Source organism: Deinococcus aetherius (assembly GCF_025997855.1).
GTDB classification, from domain to species: Bacteria; Deinococcota; Deinococci; order Deinococcales; family Deinococcaceae; genus Deinococcus; species Deinococcus aetherius.
In genome coordinates this window covers 91,458-108,686 of sequence record NZ_AP026562.1, presented here as the reverse complement: position 1 = coordinate 108,686, position 17,229 = coordinate 91,458, and the positions used below count along the sequence as shown (strand labels likewise).

Annotated in this window: 12 protein-coding genes; 6 read left to right on the top strand and 6 right to left on the bottom strand. The window is 71.0% G+C overall.

What is annotated here, in order from left to right:
• Positions 1 to 37: 37 nt before the first annotated feature.
• The 6 genes from DAETH_RS20105 (at position 38) to DAETH_RS20080 (ending at position 7,777) form a co-directional block, all read left to right on the top strand.
• Positions 38 to 2,398 carry a putative bifunctional diguanylate cyclase/phosphodiesterase gene (locus DAETH_RS20105; protein ID WP_264778402.1) on the top strand — a complete coding sequence of 787 codons (2,361 nt, stop codon included), beginning with the start codon at positions 38 to 40 and terminating at the stop codon, positions 2,396 to 2,398.
• A 149-nt stretch (positions 2,399 to 2,547) separates the two neighbouring features.
• A complete protein-coding gene (gene xylA / locus DAETH_RS20100) occupies positions 2,548 to 3,762 on the top strand; it encodes a xylose isomerase (protein ID WP_264778401.1) in 1,215 nt (404 codons plus the stop codon).
• Positions 3,759 to 5,240, top strand: a complete 1,482-nt coding sequence (gene xylB / locus DAETH_RS20095) for a xylulokinase (protein ID WP_264778400.1) — start codon at positions 3,759 to 3,761, stop codon at positions 5,238 to 5,240. Before xylA ends, xylB begins: the two co-directional genes overlap by 4 nt.
• A 362-nt stretch (positions 5,241 to 5,602) precedes the next feature.
• The gene (locus DAETH_RS20090) at positions 5,603 to 6,229 is read left to right on the top strand and encodes a TetR/AcrR family transcriptional regulator (RefSeq protein WP_264778399.1); all 627 of its coding nucleotides are present in this window, start codon (positions 5,603 to 5,605) and stop codon (positions 6,227 to 6,229) included.
• Between the two features lie 52 nt (positions 6,230 to 6,281).
• A complete protein-coding gene (locus DAETH_RS20085) occupies positions 6,282 to 6,377 on the top strand; it encodes an FAD-dependent monooxygenase (protein ID WP_319993765.1) in 96 nt (31 codons plus the stop codon).
• Between the two features lie 467 nt (positions 6,378 to 6,844).
• On the top strand, positions 6,845 to 7,777 hold the full coding sequence (locus DAETH_RS20080; RefSeq protein WP_264778398.1) for an NAD-dependent epimerase/dehydratase family protein: 933 nt from the start codon (positions 6,845 to 6,847) through the stop codon (positions 7,775 to 7,777).
• A gap of 1,090 nt (positions 7,778 to 8,867) precedes the next feature.
• Here DAETH_RS20080 and DAETH_RS20075 read toward each other — a convergent pair.
• The 6 genes from DAETH_RS20075 to DAETH_RS20050 all read right to left on the bottom strand — a co-directional run bounded on the left by DAETH_RS20075 (position 8,868) and on the right by DAETH_RS20050 (position 16,925).
• A complete protein-coding gene (locus DAETH_RS20075; protein WP_264778397.1) occupies positions 8,868 to 9,476 on the bottom strand; it encodes a hypothetical protein in 609 nt (202 codons plus the stop codon).
• A 108-nt stretch (positions 9,477 to 9,584) separates the two neighbouring features.
• Complete coding sequence (locus DAETH_RS20070) at positions 9,585 to 10,697, bottom strand: transposase (RefSeq protein ID WP_264774679.1); 1,113 nt, start codon at positions 10,695 to 10,697, stop codon at positions 9,585 to 9,587.
• Positions 10,694 to 11,065, bottom strand: coding sequence for a hypothetical protein (locus tag DAETH_RS20065; RefSeq protein WP_264778396.1), 372 nt, complete (start codon positions 11,063 to 11,065; stop codon positions 10,694 to 10,696). The genes DAETH_RS20070 and DAETH_RS20065 overlap by 4 nt, the downstream gene beginning before the upstream one ends.
• A gap of 184 nt (positions 11,066 to 11,249) precedes the next feature.
• Entirely contained in the window at positions 11,250 to 11,447 is a 198-nt protein-coding gene (locus DAETH_RS20060; RefSeq protein ID WP_264778395.1) for a hypothetical protein, read from the bottom strand.
• Between the two features lie 78 nt (positions 11,448 to 11,525).
• Positions 11,526 to 13,571 carry a BTAD domain-containing putative transcriptional regulator gene (locus tag DAETH_RS20055; RefSeq protein WP_264778394.1) on the bottom strand — a complete coding sequence of 682 codons (2,046 nt, stop codon included), beginning with the start codon at positions 13,569 to 13,571 and terminating at the stop codon, positions 11,526 to 11,528.
• Between the two features lie 24 nt (positions 13,572 to 13,595).
• The gene (locus DAETH_RS20050; RefSeq protein WP_264778393.1) at positions 13,596 to 16,925 is read right to left on the bottom strand and encodes an ATP-binding protein; all 3,330 of its coding nucleotides are present in this window, start codon (positions 16,923 to 16,925) and stop codon (positions 13,596 to 13,598) included.
• Positions 16,926 to 17,229 lie beyond the last annotated feature (304 nt).

Sequence of the window (17,229 nt, the reverse complement as noted above, 5' to 3'; positions counted from 1 at the left end):
AAGCCTGTCACACCCGGTGGCGCACAGTGGGGCGTTGATGGTCCCCTCCCTGCCCCGCGAGGCGCGCCCCACTCTGGCCCTGTCGACCCTGCTGGTGCTGGCCGCCGTGCTCCACAGCGCGTGGCTGGTTCGCGGCTGGGGCGGGGCCGGGTGGCGCGACTGGTACTCGGACCTCCACTACCTGCTCGTCGTGGGGCTGTTTCTCGCGGTGGTCGGGCAGCTCTTCGCCCGCAGCCGGGGGGCGTCGCGTCTGGCCCTCGCGTGGCTGCTCGCCCACGCGCTCGTGCGCTTCCTCGCGGAGGGCTCCTGGGCCTACCTCGAACTCATCGTGAAGGTGCCGCCCTTTCCCTCCTTCGCGGACGGCCTGTACTTCGTGGCCTACCTGCTCCAGGGGGCAGCCTTCCTGGCGCTCGCCCGACTGCCGCTGCGCGGCCTCGCCGCCGCCCGGCTGGCCCTCGACAGCCTGATCGTGGTGGGGGCCGTCAGCGTCTTTTCCTGGCACCTGTTCCTCGCCGGAATCGCGGGGGACACGGGCGAGTCCCTCGTCTCGCGGCTGGTGTCGCTCGCCTACCCGGTCTTCGACCTCTTCCTGCTCAGCCTGCTGCTCCTGGCCGTGTTCCGCCACCAGCGCCTGCGCGCCCACGAGGTGCTTTTCGCCCTCGGGCTGGGGCTGAACATCGTCGGCGACTACCTCTTCGTGTACCTGACGCAGGCGGACGCCTACGTGACGGGCCACCCGGTGGACGCGCTGTGGGCCTGGAGCTTCGTGGTCGAGGGCTTCGCCGCCGTCCTCGCGGCCCGCGCCCGGCCGGACGCCCCCCGCCGCGCCCCGGCGCTCCAGGTCAACCTCACCCTGCTCGCCCCCTACCTGGCGCTGCTCGCCTCCTTCGTGCTGCTGCTGAGCCTCTTCGGGCGGCAGACGCTCGCGGTGACCGGTGTGCTGTGGGGCACCGCCCTCGTCACCCTGCTCGTGATGGCGCGCCAGATCGTGATGTTCGCCGACAACGCCCGGCTGCACCGCGCGCTGAGCACCCGCGAGGCGCAGCTCGAACACCTCGCCCACCACGACCCCCTGACCGGGTTGCCCAACCGCCGCGCCCTGACCGCCCGCCTGGAGGAGGCCGTGCGCCGGGCGCGGGAGGCGGGGGGGCGGGTGGCCCTGCTGTTCGTGGACCTCGACGGCTTCAAACACATCAACGACACCCTGGGGCACCCGGCCGGGGACGCCGCCCTGCGTGAGATCGCCGCCCGCCTGCGGGATCACGCCCCCGCCGGGGCCGGGGTGGCCCGCCTGAGCGGCGACGAGTTCGCGGTCGTGCTGCCGGGGCTGGACGCGGGGGCGGCCCTGGCGGTGGGGCGGGGGCTGCTGGACGCCCTGACCGCCCCCCTGGCGCTGCCGGGCGCGGGGGTGAGCGTGGGCGCCTCGGTGGGCGTGAGCGTGTGGCCCGACGACGCGCAGGGCGCGGGGGAACTCCTGCGCCGCGCCGACGACGCCATGTACCACGTCAAGCTGCGCGGCAAGAACGGGGTGCAGCTCTTCACCCCCGAGATGGGCGCCGAGGCCCGCGCCCGCCAGGAGACCCGGCGCTGCCTCCCCGGCGCCCTGGAGCGCGGCGAGCTGAGGCTGCACTACCAGCCGCAGTGCGGTCCGCGCGGCGAGGTCGTGGCCGCCGAGGCCCTGCTGCGCTGGACCCACCCGCTGCTCGGCGAGGTGCCCCCGGACCGCTTCGTCCCGGTCGCCGAGGACCTGGGGCTGATCCTCCCGCTGGGCGAGTGGGTGCTGCGCGAGGCCTGCCGCCAGGCGGCCGAGTGGCGCGCCCGGGGCCTGACGCTGCGGGTGGCGGTGAACGTCTCGCCCGCCCAGCTCGGTCAGGCCGACTTCCCCGACCGCGTCCTGCTCGCCCTGCGCGGGGCGGGCCTGCCCCCGGAGGCCCTGGAGCTGGAGATCACCGAGCGGCTGGCGGTGCGGAACGTGGCGGTGGCGGCGCGCCAGCTCGCCCGGCTGGGGGACCGGGGGGTGCGGGTCGCCGTGGACGACTTCGGCACCGGGCAGTCGGCGCTCGCCTCCCTCTCCCGCCTGCCCCTCACCAGCCTGAAGGTGGACCGGGGCTTCGTGCGGGACCTCGACGAGGCGGGCCACGACCCGGCGGGCGCGGCGCGGGTGGTGCAGGCCGTCGCGGGCCTCGCCCACAGCCTGGGCCTCACGGTGGTCGCCGAGGGCGTCGAGGAGGCCTGGCAGTTCGGGCGGGTCCACGCCCTGGGCTGCGACCTCGTGCAGGGCTACCTCCTCGCCCGGCCCCTGCCCCCCGCCGAGTTCGAGCGCTGGTGGCGCGCCCACGAGCGCCGCCGCCCGGCCTGGCTGGGCGAGGAGCGCCGCCCCGTGGACGCCCCGGGGTAACGGCGCCGGCAGCACCGTCCGGCTTCCGCGCGGCTTCCCGCCCGTGCCCGGTTAAGATCATCCCACATCCCCGCCGGGCCACTCCCGGACCGTCCCGTGCCCTGCCGCCCGCCCCCTGCCCGGAGAACCCCGCCCCGAGAGGATCCACCATGAGTGACTCCTACACCCCCACCCCCGCCGACAAGTTCACCTTCGGCCTCTGGACGGTCGGCAACCCGGGCCGCGACCCCTTCGGCGAGCCGACCCGCCAGCCACTCTCCGCCCCCTCCATCGTCGAGAGGCTGGCGGGGCTGGGCGCCTACGGCGTCAACCTGCACGACAACGACCTCGTCCCCATCGACGCCGCCGCCGCCGAGCGTGACCGCCTCGTCCGCGAGTTCAAACAGGCCCTCTCGGACCACGGCCTCGTCGTGCCGATGGCGACCACCAACTTATTTACCGACCCCGCCTTCAAGGACGGCGCCTTCACCTCCGCCGACGCCCGCGTCCGCGCCTATGCGTTGCACAAGACCATGCTCTCGATGGACCTGGGCCACGAGTTGGGCGCTCAGACCTACGTCTTCTGGGGAGGACGCGAGGGCACCGAGGTGGACGCGGGCGGCAAACTTCTGGACGCTTTGTCGTGGTTCCGCGACAGCCTCAACTTCCTCGCCGAGTACAGCCGGTCGCAGGGCTACAACTACCGCTTCGCGCTGGAACCCAAACCGAACGAGCCGCGCGGCGACATCTTCCTGCCCACCGTCGGCTCCGCCCTGGGCTTCATCGCCACCCTCGACCAGCCGGACCTCTTCGGCCTCAACCCCGAGTTCGCGCACGAGACGATGGCGGGCCTGAGCTTCCCGCACGCGGTGGCGCAGGTCATCGACGCCGGGAAGCTCTTCCACATCGACCTCAACGACCAGAAGCCGGGCCGCTTCGACCAAGACCTGCGTTTTGGGGCCGAGAATCTCAAGACCGCCTTCTTCCTCGTCAAGCTGCTGGAGGACACGGGATATGACGGGCCGAGGCACTTCGACGCCCACGCCCTGCGGACCGAGGACGAGGGAGGGGTGTGGGCCTTCGCGCGGGGCTGCATGCGGACGTACCTGATCCTGAGGGAAAAGGCGCGGCAGTGGGGCGAGGATGCGGAGATTCAGGCGGCGCTGGCGGCCTACCGGGTGGAGGACGAGGAACTCCAGGGCCTGACCGGAAAGTTCAGCCCGGAGAATGCGCGGGCCCTGAAGCGTCGGAGCTTCGACCGGGAGATGCTGGGGCGGCGTGGACCGGGGCTCGAACAGCTCGACCAGCTCACCGTCGAGTTGCTGCTGGGGGTCCGGGGGGGCACGTCCACCGCGAGCCAGCCCGAGACCGAGGTCACGACGTGACCGCCCTCCCCGTGACCCTGGGCCTGGACCTGGGGACGAGCGGGGTGAAGGCGGTCGCCCTGGACCGGCAGGGGCAGGTCGTGGCCGAGGCGGGCCGGAGTTACCCGCTGCTGACGCCGCGCCCCGGCTGGACGGAGCAGCGCCCGGGGGACTGGGCCGACGCCACCCTGGCCGCGCTGGCAGACCTCTCCGGGCAACTCGGCGAGCTCGGGGCCGTCCCGCTGGCCCTGGGGCTCAGCGGCCAGATGCACGGGGCCGTCTTTCTGGACGCCTGCGGTGAGGTGATCCGCCCCGCACCGCTGTGGAACGACCAGCGGACGGACGCGGCCGTGGAGGAGATCGAGCGCCGCGTCCCCCGCGCGGACCTCATCGCGCGCACCGGCAACCGGGCTGTGACCGGCTTCCAGCTTCCCAAGCTCGTCTGGCTGCGCGAGGCTGAGCCGCAGAACTTCGCCCGCACCCGGCACGTCCTCCTCCCCAAGGATTACCTTGGTTTTCTGCTCACCGGGGAGATGGCGACCGAGCCGTCGGACGCGAGCGGCGTGGGGGCCCTCAACCTCGCGCGCAAGGACTGGGACGAGGATGTGCTGGGCGCCCTGGGCCTGTCCCCCGACCTCTTCCCCGAGGTGGTGAACTCCTGGGACATCGTCGGGGGGCTGAAGGCGCAGGTGGCCGCCCGGACAGGACTCCCCGCCAGACTCCCCGTGGTGGCGGGAGGCGGGGACAACGCGGCGGCAGGCGTCGCGCTGGGGCTGACGAGCCAGCGTCCAGAGGTGGGCAGCGTGAGCCTGGGCACGAGCGGCGTGCTGTTCGTGCCGCTTGAGGGGCCCACCCCGGACCCGGGGGGCCGCGTCCACCTGTTCGCCCACGCCGACGGCGGTTACAACCTCCTGGGGGTCACGCTCGCCTGCGCGGGAGCCCTGCAATGGCTGCGCGACAAGTTGGCCCCGGAAGTCGGCTTCGACGCCCTGCTCACGGAGGCGGCGGGGGTGCCCGACGGGGCGGACGGAGTCACCTTCCTGCCCTACCTGGCCGGGGAGCGCAGCCCGCACATGCGGGGCGATCTGCGGGGTGCCTGGACCGGGCTCAGCCTCGCGCACGGGCGGGGACACCTGACGCGGGCGCTGCTGGAGGGAACCGCCTGCGCCCTGCGCGACGCGTTCGACGTGATGCGGCCCCTCTCCGGGGTGACCTCCCTGCTCGCCACCGGGGGCGGGGCACGGAGCGACCTGTGGCTGGGGCTGGTCTCCGGAGCCCTGGGCCTCCCGGTGAAGCGGACGGATCGGGAACCGGGCGCCGCCGACGGAGCCGCCATCCTGGCGATGCCCGCCGCCGGGCTTTTTCCGGGCCTGTCGGGTGCCCTTCAGGCCCTGGGTCCCCGGCCGGGCGCCACCGTCCCGCCCCTCCCGACGCACCGCGCCCGGCAGCAACACCGCGAGGCCTTCGGCCGCCTCTACGGCCCGCCGCGCGACGCCTGACCCGGTCTCGCCAGCGCCACAATTCCCGACAATTCCCGCTGCCTTTTAATTAATACAAGTGAAAAAGGTCTCCATCGGGCGGCAAGTCGTCGACCTTTCCCCAATGACACCTTCTCACACGAACGGACCTTCGACGCCCCGGACGACGGAGTTGCCTGCGCCAAACAACTCGGTTTCGGCAACATCGAAGAGAATGGGGTGAGGGCAGCCGATAGGCTACCCGACGAACTCGTAAGGAAGCCATCTCGAAAAGGTCGGCGAGTTGGGTGGGGTGGCCCTGGGGCCTTTGTCCCTCGCACGCTCGGGTGACCTGTTCTATGCTCTAATACTAGACGATTGATCAGCTAGTTAGAGAGGAGACGATGACCCTACCTGCACCTGCTCAATCGCGGGATGCCGAGCGCAGCCGCGAGGCCATCCTTGAGGCGGCGACCACGCTGTTTGCCGGGCAGGGGTTCGAGGCCACGGCGCTCTCCCAGATTGCCGAGGCCGCCGGGGTAGCGCGGGCGACGCCCAGCTACTTCTTCGGCTCCAAGGCGGGCCTGTGGCAGGCCGTGCTGGACCGTCAGAACCGGGCCGTGGGGCGGGTTGTCCCCCGCGCCCTGGCCCGGCTCGGCCCTCAATCGGAGCGGCCGGAACTGATCGGGGCACTGGTCGATTCCGTCTTCGAGTTTTTCGACGAGCATCCTGCGTTCATCCGGCTGGTGGGCTGGTCCCAACTACAGGGCAACACCCTGATCAACGACCTGCCCAGCCAGTGGGAGGCTATCGGCGCCACCGTGGAGGTTGTGGGCGGCCTGCTGTCACGGTCTGCCGGGCCAGAGAGCGATGCCCGACAGACTGTGATGAGCGTCATGGCCCTGTGCGGAGCCCACATCCTGCTCGGCAATACCCTGGGCACGCCGCTGGGCCTCGACGTGAACACCCCCGGCTTTCTGGAGGCGCGCAAGGCCCACCTCAAGGGATTTCTGACCGCCGCGCTCGGCTGAAGGAGGAGCACATAGAACACGCCCGTGCGTCGGTGCTGGTCGTAAATTCAGGATCGGTGCCCGGCTGGCGGCCACCGAGCGGCAGGGCCAGGTGTTCCTGGCGGGGGACACGGCTCATCTCCACTTCCCCGTGGGACGCGGGGCATGAACCTCGGCATCGAGGACGGCATCGTCTTCGCGCCCAAGCTGGAGACCTACGGGCCGGAACGGCGCAAGTGGTTCGCCTGACGGAGGGGCAGACCTGCCTGTTTCCCTGCTGTGCGGGGTCCGCGACCTCATCCTGCGCGAGGTGAGCGGCCTGCGGAGTTCCAGCCGGGACACCTGAAGGTCTGCCTTCCCTGTCCCGCAGACCTTCAGAAGGCAACGGCGGCCCTCCTGGCCTCCCGCTCAGGCGTTTGTCCCTGTTCCAGGTCTGGCCCTGAATCTACAATTTGTTTACTAGACGAGCGATCAGCTAGTAAGGAGGGGGTGAAGGGGTGGGGCAGGTTGAAGTGCCCACTGGGCTTTCGCCGGGGTGTTGAACGGACGATGGGACGTTTCTCCCGGCTTGCCGAGGCTGGTGCCGAATTCAGGTCTGCATGTGTGGTCCATCTCAAGATGAGAAAGGCGGTAGGAATGAGGATTTTTGTCGCGGGTGGAGCGGGAGTTCTGGGGCGGCGACTGATCCCGCAACTGGTGGACCGCGGCCATCAGGTGACGGCCACGACCACGAGCGCGGACAAGCTGAGCTTGCTGGGGCAGCTCGGCGCAGTTGGGGTCGTGATGAACGGGTTGGACGCGGAGTCGGTCGGCAAAGCCGTGGCCGCGGCCCGGCCGGACGTGATCGTGCATCAGATGACCGGCATCTCCAGGGTGCACGCGGGGAAGCCGGACACGAAGCACTGGGACCGGTATTTCGCCACCACCAACCGGCTGCGCACCGAGGGGACGGACCACCTGCTGGCCGCCGCCCGAGCGACCGGCGTGGGGCACGTCGTCGCGCAGAGTTACGCGGGCTGGAACGGCGTCCACGAGGGCGGCTGGGTGAAGACCGAGCAGGACCCGCTGTACCAGGGCACGGGGACGACCTTCAGCACGTCGGCGGACGCGATCTGCCACCTCGAGGACGTGGTGGTGCGGGCCGGAGGCGTGGCCCTGCGCTACGGCGCGCTCTACGGGCCGGGAGCCTCCGACGACCAGGTCGAACTCCTCCGCAGGCGGCAGTATCCGCTCGTCGGGAGCGGCGAGGGGTACATGTCCTGGGTGCATCTCGACGACGCGGCGAGCGCCACCGTCCTGGTCGTGGAGCAGCGCGCGCGGGGGGTGTTCAACATCGTGGACGACGAGCCCGCCCCCGCCCGCGAGTGGCTCCCCTATCTGGCCGCGAGCGCGGGGATGAGGCCGCCGCTGCGGGTCCCGGGGTGGCTGGCCCGGCTGCTGGCCGGGGACGTGCCGGTGAGCATGATGACCGAGGGGCGCGGCTTTTCCAACGCCAGGGCCAAGCGCGAACTCGGCTGGGCGTTACGGTATCCGTCGTGGCGGGCGGGCTTCAGGGAAGGGTTACAGTAGGCGTGTCCGCCTGGGGGGCCGGGCGAGGGTCAGGCTACCTGTCGCCGACCGAACAGAGCGGGCCGGAACCCTGGAGGGCAGCAGGCAAATCTGGGGAGCGTCGCGCAGCAAGCGTCTCTGAGGTGGGGTGTCCGAAATAGGACGCCCTGGAGGTGCCCGGCCCCAGTCGCCTGCTTGACACGCGGCAGTCACGAGCCCGGCCTCTTGAGGGCAGTGTCCAGCTTGCCAGGCGGGTCTTTTCACTTCGGTCGCTGTTCCGGGCGGAGGAACTGGGGGTGGCTTGAGTTGGAAGGGCAACGCTCGCGCTCTTCTGGTGTTTGGCCGTGAGCAGGGGCGGGAGGGATGGTGAGGAGGCTGCGAGGGTTTCTCACCATTCTATTCAATTGCCACCCTCGAAGTTCGCCCCCGTCCTCAGTGGAGACCGCCCAACCAGGGGGGCGATCGTCACCTTTGCTGAACAGGTCGAATTGCGATGTTGAGTTGTATTAATTGTATCGGGTCAAATGGCGGAGTGCACGGTCGGCCCATGAGCAACCCGCCCAGGCCCTGCATCACGGGGCCGTCGCCGGTGCGTTCTGGCGGAACGTGTTCCGTTCGTTGTCGCGGTTCACCGTGGCGCAGCTCCTCCCGGACGGCACGATGGACGCGGCCTCCACCGTCGAGGTGGGCCCTCGGCGCCTGGCGCCACTCCTCGAAGTCCTGTGTACCGTTGAACTCCACGCCATCAAGGAGCGGCCCCCCGTACAGTTCCAGCGCCTTCGCCTCCTCATACGCCAGGAAGCAGCCGGGGCATACGGTAGGGTGGGGGCGCCCCCGCCTCGTACGGGGAAGCCCAGGGCCGCTCCGTCCCCCAGTGCTTCCAGGCACGCCACCTCGCCGGTCGTGGGAGAAGCCGTGAGGTGGTACACGCTCACGGTGTGACCGGGGCGCCGCACCATCCCCGGAGGGACGCGGGACAGCTCTGCGAGGCCGCAGGTACCCTTCACCGTCAACAGGAGCGTGAGGGAGAAGCGGGCCAGAGAGGAGCGAGGGCCAGCGGCCAGAGGATGACGTCTTTGCACTCCGGGTATTGGCCGCGGGCGTGAAGAAGCTACTTCACGTTGCGGAGGTCGAAGACCAGGCCCCGGCCGCCCTGTTCACGCAGGGTGAGGTCGCGCAATCCCACGCCCCCGGGCGCGACGAACACCAGGCGCACGCGGTACTCCTCGCCCGGCTTGACCGCGCGGTTGATGGCTTCCTCCGGACGGCTGCCCCTGGCGAGCACCCAGAAGCGCACGGGCTCGCCGTCCGCGTCGAACAGCTCGGAGCCCTGGAAGGTGTAGTGCGAGGGGCTATCATCGTTGCCGCCGAGATTTTTCATCACGACGGTGGCGAGGACGTACCGCTGGCCGGAGGGTGCAGCCTGATTCAACATCGGCTCGGTAGAGAAGGCCACGCTCTCCAGCCGCATGTCGTAGCGGCCCAGCGCGTAGGAGGTGCCGAGTTTCGCGGGCGCGTCCTTCAAAGCCGTCGCGCCGCTGGCATCCTTGGGGTCCGCGAAGGGAGCAGGAACGCCCTTCACGATGCCGCGCAGGTCATAGCGCAGCACGCCGCCGTCGCCGTTCTGCACGATGAGTTTCGGCACGACCCCGCTGGCTGGCACGCGGATGACCGTGACGAGTTCGATCTTCTGCGCGGCCTTGAGGCTGGCCGTGTACACCTCGTTCGTCCCGGCACGCAGGAAGGTGCCCTCGTCTCTGTGGTTGACGTTCCCCGGGTCGACCGCCGTGAACTTCAGGTTGTACAGGGTCAGCTGACATCTTGCAATTTAGGTTGAGGGGACGGGAAGTGCATGCTGGAAGGCGTCGAGCGCGTCCAGCTCCAGTTGGAGTGCTTGACGACGCACATCGGGGACGAACGAGAACCGTACGGTTCTCGCCAGATCGCCCCAGTCGGGCCACATGCCTGCTCTCCCCACAGGCAGATCGAGGTTCTGGAGATGGCAGAGGAGGAAGGCTGTCCCAGAGAGGCACCACCAGCGCATCACCCCCTGTTTGCTGTGCTGGGCGAAGCGTTCGAGCCCAAAGCGTCCCTTGACCGTTTTGAAGAAGGCTTCGATCCGCCACCGGCACTTCCCCAGCCGAGCCAGGTACTTGCCCCCCAGATCGAGATTGGACATCACGAAGCGTTGTTCAGGCTCTTTGTTGCGGTAGAGCCAGACCCAGGAGACGCACATGGTGTGGTCAAGCCCTGTGGGCTTGACCAGGCTCCCCCGGACCATCAGGTCACGGACCTGCCGCCCACCCTCCAGTTTCCGGGTGCAGCGCACGCCGACCACGATGTCGAGGCCACGGGCGAGAACGCCCCGAATAAACTCGGCACTCTCGAAGCCCCCGTCTGCATGCAGACGGGGACGCCGTTTTCCAGACATCAGGGCAGAAGGAACGGTGCGGAGCAGCTTCAACGCGAGCTGCGCGGGGGAAGGGGTCCCCTTCCCCCGCCAGATTTGAAAAGCCCAGGGCAGACGAAGCTGCCCGCAGCACAGGTACAACACCACCAGGTGAACGCCGTGGACGCTGTTGAAGGTGTGAACCCAGTCGGCAAGTTCGCTGAACTTGCCGGTCTTTTCCAGGCTGGTCAGGTCCACCAGCAGTTCCAGCCGAGGGCGCTGGTGGGGCTGCTGTCGCCACCAGTCCTGCACCGTCTCCAGGGCGTGCTGACGCAACACTCGGCACAGGTGCCGGGTGTCCCAGACCGCGTGATTGAGGAAGCGGCTGAGAGCTGAGGGAGATTTGACGGTGGCCCGTTGGGGTAGCGGTCTACCAGAACCATCCAACAGCAGGTCGAGGAAGACCTCGAACGACTCCCGATGCTGCTTGCGGGAAAAGCAGGGCAGGATGTCAGAATACAACCGTCTGGAACGCTGTTCTTTTGGGTTCACACCCCACAATGGGGCCAAAAGGGCGTTCCAGACGTCCTTTCCCTCAACTGCAAGATGTCAGTCAGGTCCTGCTTCTTGGGGTTGTGCGCGGTGAAGCGCAGCACGAGGAGCTTCTCGTCGACCTTGGGCACGAGCACGGTTGAACCCAGCAGGACGCGGGTGGTGGTGTAAGCCGCGCTTTGCAGGGTGAAGTTCACCGGGCTGGCCTTGCCGAGGGTGAAGGTCTGACCCGGCTTGGCCTGTTGCCCGTCGAGCTGCGTCGTACCCTGGACGACCGGTTGGGCGGATCGGGCCGGGGTGCCGGTGGCGGCGAGGGCGCTGGAGATGAGGGCGAGGGTGAGGGCGGGGAGCAGCAGTGGGGTACGCATGGGTCTTCCTCCTGGGGACCGCGGGGTGACCGCGTTGGAGGAAAGGTACGGGGGAGGGCGTGGCTGGAGGATGTTGCCCTGCCCGGGACGGAGGGGGTGGGCACACCACGAGCGGGACCCCTCGCCGCCTTCCCACAAAGCGAAGGCGCACCGCCGGGATGCGCCTGTGCCACACCCGTCCTCCTCAGGGCTTCAGCAGTTCCCCGTACAGGTGTTCGATGCAGTCGTCCACGCTGGCGAAGGACCGCCGCACCCCGTGGGTGCCCTCCCGGACCGTGGCGTGCCACGCGGGGGGGTGGTCCTCCCGCTCGCGCCACACGCGCAGGACGTACACGCGCCCCTCGTTCGCCAGCCGCTCGGCCCGGCCCTCCTCCTGTTCCATATGGTCCCCCTTTCCGCCGCGAGACCGCGGGCGAGTCTGAGGGTAGTGGGCGGGGTGTGGCTGGGGGATGACGTGTATTCAGGAGGCGACCTGCGCCGCGCGGGCCGTCAGCGCTTCGAGGGTCCCGCGCACCGCCGCCGCCCCGGCCACGTCCCCTGACGCCGTGAAGGCGGCCTCGGCACGGGTGTAAAACTCGCGGGCCTCGGCGAAGCGCAGGCTGCCCGCCGCCGCGTCGCCCGCCCTCACCAGCCAGGGGGCGGCCTGCTTCGGGTCCTCGCCGTCCTCCCAGTGGCCCGCCACCCGGGCGGGGTGGCCGCCCGCCGAAGCGAGGACCCGGGCCGCGCTGCGGTGGAGCACCCGGCGCACCGTGGGCGGCATCCCCGCGAGCACCGTTTCGAGCACGAGATCGTGGCTGAAGGCCTCGCCGGAGACGACCTGCGCCCCTTCCAGTTCCTCCCAGGCGGTCACGGTGTCGAGCAGACCGGTGCCGAGCGTCTGGGTGACGAGTTCGAGCGTGAAGTCGCGCCGCAGCACCGCCGCCGCCCGCGCGGCCTGCAGGGCGCCCCCCGAGAGGCGCGACAGGCGCTCCCCGATCATCGCGCCCACGCCCGCGGGCTGGGAGGCGGGGAGCCGGACCTCAGTGTTGCCCCGCTCGAACATGTTCTTGACCGTCTCCAGCACGAACTGCACGTTGCCGCGGGTGGCGAGCGCGACCTCCCCGGCCACGCCCGCCCCGTTCGGCACGTCGAGGTCGGTCAGCAGGGCCGTGACGGCGTCCGGGCTCAGGGGCGAGAGGTGAATGGGAACGACGACGCCCGCCGCGTACATGGAGTCGAGCAGCGCCGCCGAGTAGGGCGGCAGCTCCCCGCTGCGGTGGCAGTACAGGCAGCGCAGCATCGTGTTCGTGTCGCCCCAGAAGCGCGAGCCGACGTAGGCCCCCGCCTCGATGCTGGGCTCGTCCATGAACTGCACGTCGTCGGTGCAGATGATGACGGGTCCGCGCTCGGCCACCAGACGCACGACCTCGTACTTCGCCTCGTAGAAGCGGCGCTTGTCCGCCTCGGTCGTCATGGGAGGCGGCGCCTCCCCGAGTTCGGGGAGCATCCGGGCGAGTTCGCGGATCACCCACCCCGGCAGGTCGAGGTCGGGGTTGGCCGCGAGGGTCTGGCGGTAGTTGCGGGCGTGCGTGGCGTAGGGCACGTCCGCGTCCCCGGGGCGGCCCTGGAAGAACAGGACCTGATGGTCCCCCCGCGAGCGCAGGAAGTCCTGGGCGAGGCGCGTCTTGCCCGAGCCGGGGTCGCCCTCGATCATGATGCCCAGGCCCCTCTCCCACGCCTCCTCCATCTGGGCCCACACGTCCTCGCGGCCCACCAGGGTCGGCGGGCGCAGCACCTGAAGGGGGATGCGGGCAGCACGACGGGGGACGCTCCTCTCCACCGTACCGAGGTCGATGTCCCGGGCGAGGCGCTGCGTCTCGGGCGAGGGCTCGGCGCCGAGTTCCTGACGGAGCGTGTGCTTGCAGCGGTGGTAGGCCCGCAGCGCCGCCGCCCGGTCGCCGAGGTCGAAGTGCGCGCGCATCAGGGCCCGGTGCGCCTCCTCGGACCCGGGGTCGAGTTCGGTCCAGCGTTCGGCGAGGGCGGCGGCGTCGGCCGCCTCGCCCTCGCGGAGCAGGCGCTCGACCTCCCCGCGGTACCGCCCCGCCTGCGCCGCCGCGAGCCGCTCGCCCTGCGCGAGGACCCATTCGGCGAAGTCGGGCAGGTCGTCGAAGTCCACCCCGTCCAGCAGCGCGCCCCCCGCCCCCGGCTTCCCGGGTTCGAGGAGGTCGAGCGCGTCCACCGAAACGTCCGACCCCAGCGCGAGCGACTCGCCCGCCTCCACGAGGTCCGCGCCGCCCGCCTCCCTCAGTCGGCGCAGCAGGTGCACGAGGTTGTTTCTCGCCGCCCCGACGGGAGTTTCGGACCACAGCAACTCGGCGAGGTGACCGCGCCCCGCCTCCCCCTCCAGCGCGAGGTACGTCAGCAGCGCGGCAGTCTTGCGTTCCATGGGCAGCGCCCGCCCCTCCGGCGAAGTGAGGCGCGGCGGGCCGAGCACGTCCAGTCGCCAGGACGTCTGAGATTCAGGCATTCCTCATTTTAATCTATTCTCACCTTACGTTGTGAAAAATCTCTCCCTCGCCACGAGGATGCCGCGCGCGACTGGGTTGTGGGCCAGGAAAGCGTCCCTCAACTCGTGCGGGACGTGCTTGCGGGCCGTGCAGTCCAGCCACGCCTCCGCCCGGCGTAACGTCGCCTCCGCGGTGGGGTCTCCGGCTCCTTGCTGCGCCTCGAACAGGGTGAGCAGCACCCCGCCGCGGGAGAGGTCGGCGGGTTCGAACGTGTTCAGGAGGTGGGCGGCCTGGGCCGCCTGGTCGAGGGCTTCCCGAACCTGACCCGCCCGCAGCAGGGCGGCGGCCAGCCGCGTGTGCGCGCTGAGTTCGAGGCCGCCGAGGTCGTGACGGCGGGCGAGGTCGAGGGCCCCGCGCGCCGCACGGCAGGCGGCTTCAGGATCAGCCCAGAGCGCCTGCACCAGCCGCACCCGGCCCAGCGCGAGGGGGCGCGGCGCCTCACCGAGCAGCGTCTCAGCCTGTTCGAGGGCTGCTTGATCGTCCTCCCCGCGCCCGAAGGCCAGCCGGGCGAGGGCGAGGTGGACCCGGACCGCGTAGGGGCCGGGCAGGGTGGCCGCCCGCGCCCGCGTCAGCAATTCCCCGGCTCGCTCAAAGTCCCCGAGGAACACCAGCACCTCGCCGAGGCAGCCGCGCGCGTAGTCGTGCAGCCAGCCGCTGGGATCGAGTTCCCCCGTGAGGACCTGCTCGAAGTGCCGTACCGCCGCCCTGTACTCCCCGAGGTCCGCGTGGGCGAGGCCGAGGAGGAGGTGGCTCGTGGCCGAGGCGTCGTGGGTGCCTTCCTCGTGCAGGGCTGTGGAGCGTTTCAGCGCCTCCAGACCTGCCCTCACCTCCCCGAGGTCGCTCAGGCAGACCGAAAGGTTGCGCAGGATCACCGCGAGGTGGCCCCGGTCGCCCAGCGCCTCCAGCATCCCCGCCGCCCGGCGGTGCAGCCCCTCCGCCTCGCGGTGGCGGTCCCCGTGGTCGAGGACGACGGCGAGGTTGCTCAGCCCGCTGGCGGCGAGGGCGACGGAGGGGCCGAGGGGCTCCAGCACCGCCACCGCCTCGCGCAGGGCGGCCTCGGCCCCGGGCAGGCGACCCTGCGCCCACAGCGCCGCGCCGAGGTCGCCGAGCAGATTCGCGCGCAACTCCGGCTCGTCCTGCCCCTCCAGGGCGGCGAGGCCGCGCCGTACCGCGCCCTCCGCCCGCACGCCCTCGTTCCGCGCGGAGAAGAGGCCCGCCTGGAGCAGCCAGCCCTGCGCGGTCTCGGTGGGGGTGCCCGCCCGCTCCAGCACGTCGTTCACCGCCGACTGCCGGGCTTCCAGGTTGTCGCCCAGGCTCAGGACCTCCGCCCGGCGTCGCCACGCCCCGAAGGCGCGCCCGTCGCCCTGCGCCTCCAAGAGGCGGGCCGCCTCCCCGAAGTGGGCCGCCGCCTCGCGCAGGCGCAGGGAGGCCTGGGCCGCCTCGCCCGCCCGCAGGAGCCACGGGGCGGCCTCCAGGTCCTGCTCACCCTGCCGCCAGTGCCAGGCCACCCGGGCGGGCGGGGCGTTCTCGCCCTCCAGGGCACGGGCGGCGGCGCGGTGGAGCAGCCGCCGCACCGAGGGCGGAATCCCCTCCAGCACCGCCTCCGCCACGAGGTCATGGTGAAACCGCTCGCCCGCGAGGATCTGCGCCGCCTCCAATTCGTCCCACGCGCCCACCACGTCGAGCAGCGGGGCCGAGAGCAGGCCCGCCACGAGGTCGGGGGTAAAGTCGCGCCCCAGGACCGCGCACGCGCGGGCGACATGCAGGGCCATCTTCGGGAGCCGGGAGAGGCGGTCGCCGATCAGTTGACCGAGCCTCGGCGGCACGGTGCCGGAGCGGCCGAACTCGCCGCCGCTGGCGAGCGCCTTGACCCCCTCCAGCACGAAGAGGGGATGTCCGCCCGAGGCGCGGGCGAGGCCCTCCACCTCCTGGGGCGCGACGCTCAGGCTGGCGAGCAGGTCGCGGGTGGCCGATTCGCTCAGCGGCGGGAGGCGCAGCCATTCGGCCTGCCCGGCCCCGACCAGCCGCTCGAAAATCCCATATGTGTACGGGGGCAGCTCGTTCTCCCGGTGCACGGCGATGAAGTGCGGGAGTCCGCCCGGCTGGCCCATCGGAAAGACGGCGCCGATCATGTCGAAGCCGACCTCGACGCTCGCGTCGTCGGCGAACTGCATGTCGTCGAACACGCACACGTCCACGCCGGTGAGGCAGAGCCCGAAGGCGTGTTGGAGGGCGGTGTGCAGCCCCGCGTCCGTGGTCGTGGCGGGTGCCTCCCCCGGGGGCGCGAGTTCGGGGAGGAGGAAACTCACCGCCCGCCGCAGGTCGAGGGGCAGCTCGGCACCCGACAGGCTCAGCGCCCGGCGCAGGCTGCGAATGGTGGTGGTGTAGGGGACCAGGGTATCCCCCGGGCGGGCCTCGACCCACAGCACCCGCCCCCTGCTCGCCGCGAAGTCGGCGGCGAGGCGCGACTTGCCCATGCCCGGCGCCCCGGCCACGATGATGAATTGCCCCCGCTCCCAGGCCTCCCCCATCCGGGCGAGTTCGCGTTCGCGGCCCGCGAGGACGGGGGGATGCAGGGCGGCCAGGGACACCGGAACCACGGGCCGGGCCGGGGGCAACGCGCCGCCCCGTTCGATGAGCGCCGCGAGGTCACGGGTTTCGGGCATGGGCTCGGTGCGCAACTCGTCCCGCAGCCGCTCCCGCAACCCCGCGTACACTCCCAGCGCCTCGGCGGACTGGCCCGCGAGGTACAGCAGGCGCATCAGCCGCCGGTGCGTCTCCTCGGACTGGGGGTCGAGGGCGAGGGCCCGCCGGGCGAGCCGGGTGGCGCCCGCCAGGTCCCCGGCCTCTTCGGCTCGGTCCGCCGCGCGTGCCGTCTCCCGGGCCCGCCGCGTGTCGATCCGGTCCCGCTGCACGATCAGCCAGTCGGCGAGGTCGAGGTGGTCGCCAAAGCGAACGCCCTCCAGCAGCGGAGCACTCGGCAGCTCGGCTCCTCCGGGAGTGCCCCTCAGTACGTCCCACACGTCCACCCCAACCCCGGGTGCGAGGGAGAGCGTCTCCTGACCCACGATGAGGGCCCCACCGTGCGCGGCGCGCATCCGGCGCAGGAGCTGGACGAGGTTGTTCCTGGCCGCCGTCTCGGTGCGTTCCGGCCACAGCAACCCGGCGAGGCGTGACCTGGGCGCCTGACCCTCCAGGGCGAGGTACGCCAGGAGGGCGAGCGACTTGCCCTCAGGCCGCGTCTCCCGACCGTCCGGTGCCACGAGTCGGGGCCCGCCGAGCACGAACAGGCGCCATGTTGGCGTGTTGTTCATCGTTCCCTGGATGGTAGCAGGGGACGACTGGAGGGAGCGGGAGGGACGGAGCCTGTCAGGGGTCTCCCCCAGCGATGAGGAGCTTTACCCCGTTCAACGTGAGCAGGTTAGGGCTGTCACCCGCTGGGGTCGTCTGGGAGAGTGGGGCTATAGGTATTGCTGACTCCCGGAGCGCGCTGAAGAATCTTCAGAACGTCGTCGACGAGTTGTCTCTGCGTTTGGTCGCCGACTGGCGCCGCACCCACCCGTGAGGAACGAACGCGAACACCCCTTCAGAAGCAAGGGGCGTTCGTGGTTCATCCAG

Coding starts and splice junctions, on each gene's coding strand:
- DAETH_RS20105 (WP_264778402.1), top strand. CDS start 38: ATGGTCCCCTCCCTGCCCCGCGAGGCGCGCCCCACTCTGGCCCTGTCG.
- xylA (WP_264778401.1), top strand. CDS start 2,548: ATGAGTGACTCCTACACCCCCACCCCCGCCGACAAGTTCACCTTCGGC.
- DAETH_RS20090 (WP_264778399.1), top strand. CDS start 5,603: ATGACCCTACCTGCACCTGCTCAATCGCGGGATGCCGAGCGCAGCCGC.
- DAETH_RS20080 (WP_264778398.1), top strand. CDS start 6,845: ATGAGGATTTTTGTCGCGGGTGGAGCGGGAGTTCTGGGGCGGCGACTG.
- DAETH_RS20065 (WP_264778396.1), bottom strand. CDS start 11,065: ATGCGTACCCCACTGCTGCTCCCCGCCCTCACCCTCGCCCTCATCTCC.
- DAETH_RS20060 (WP_264778395.1), bottom strand. CDS start 11,447: ATGGAACAGGAGGAGGGCCGGGCCGAGCGGCTGGCGAACGAGGGGCGC.
- DAETH_RS20055 (WP_264778394.1), bottom strand. CDS start 13,571: ATGCCTGAATCTCAGACGTCCTGGCGACTGGACGTGCTCGGCCCGCCG.
- DAETH_RS20050 (WP_264778393.1), bottom strand. CDS start 16,925: ATGAACAACACGCCAACATGGCGCCTGTTCGTGCTCGGCGGGCCCCGA.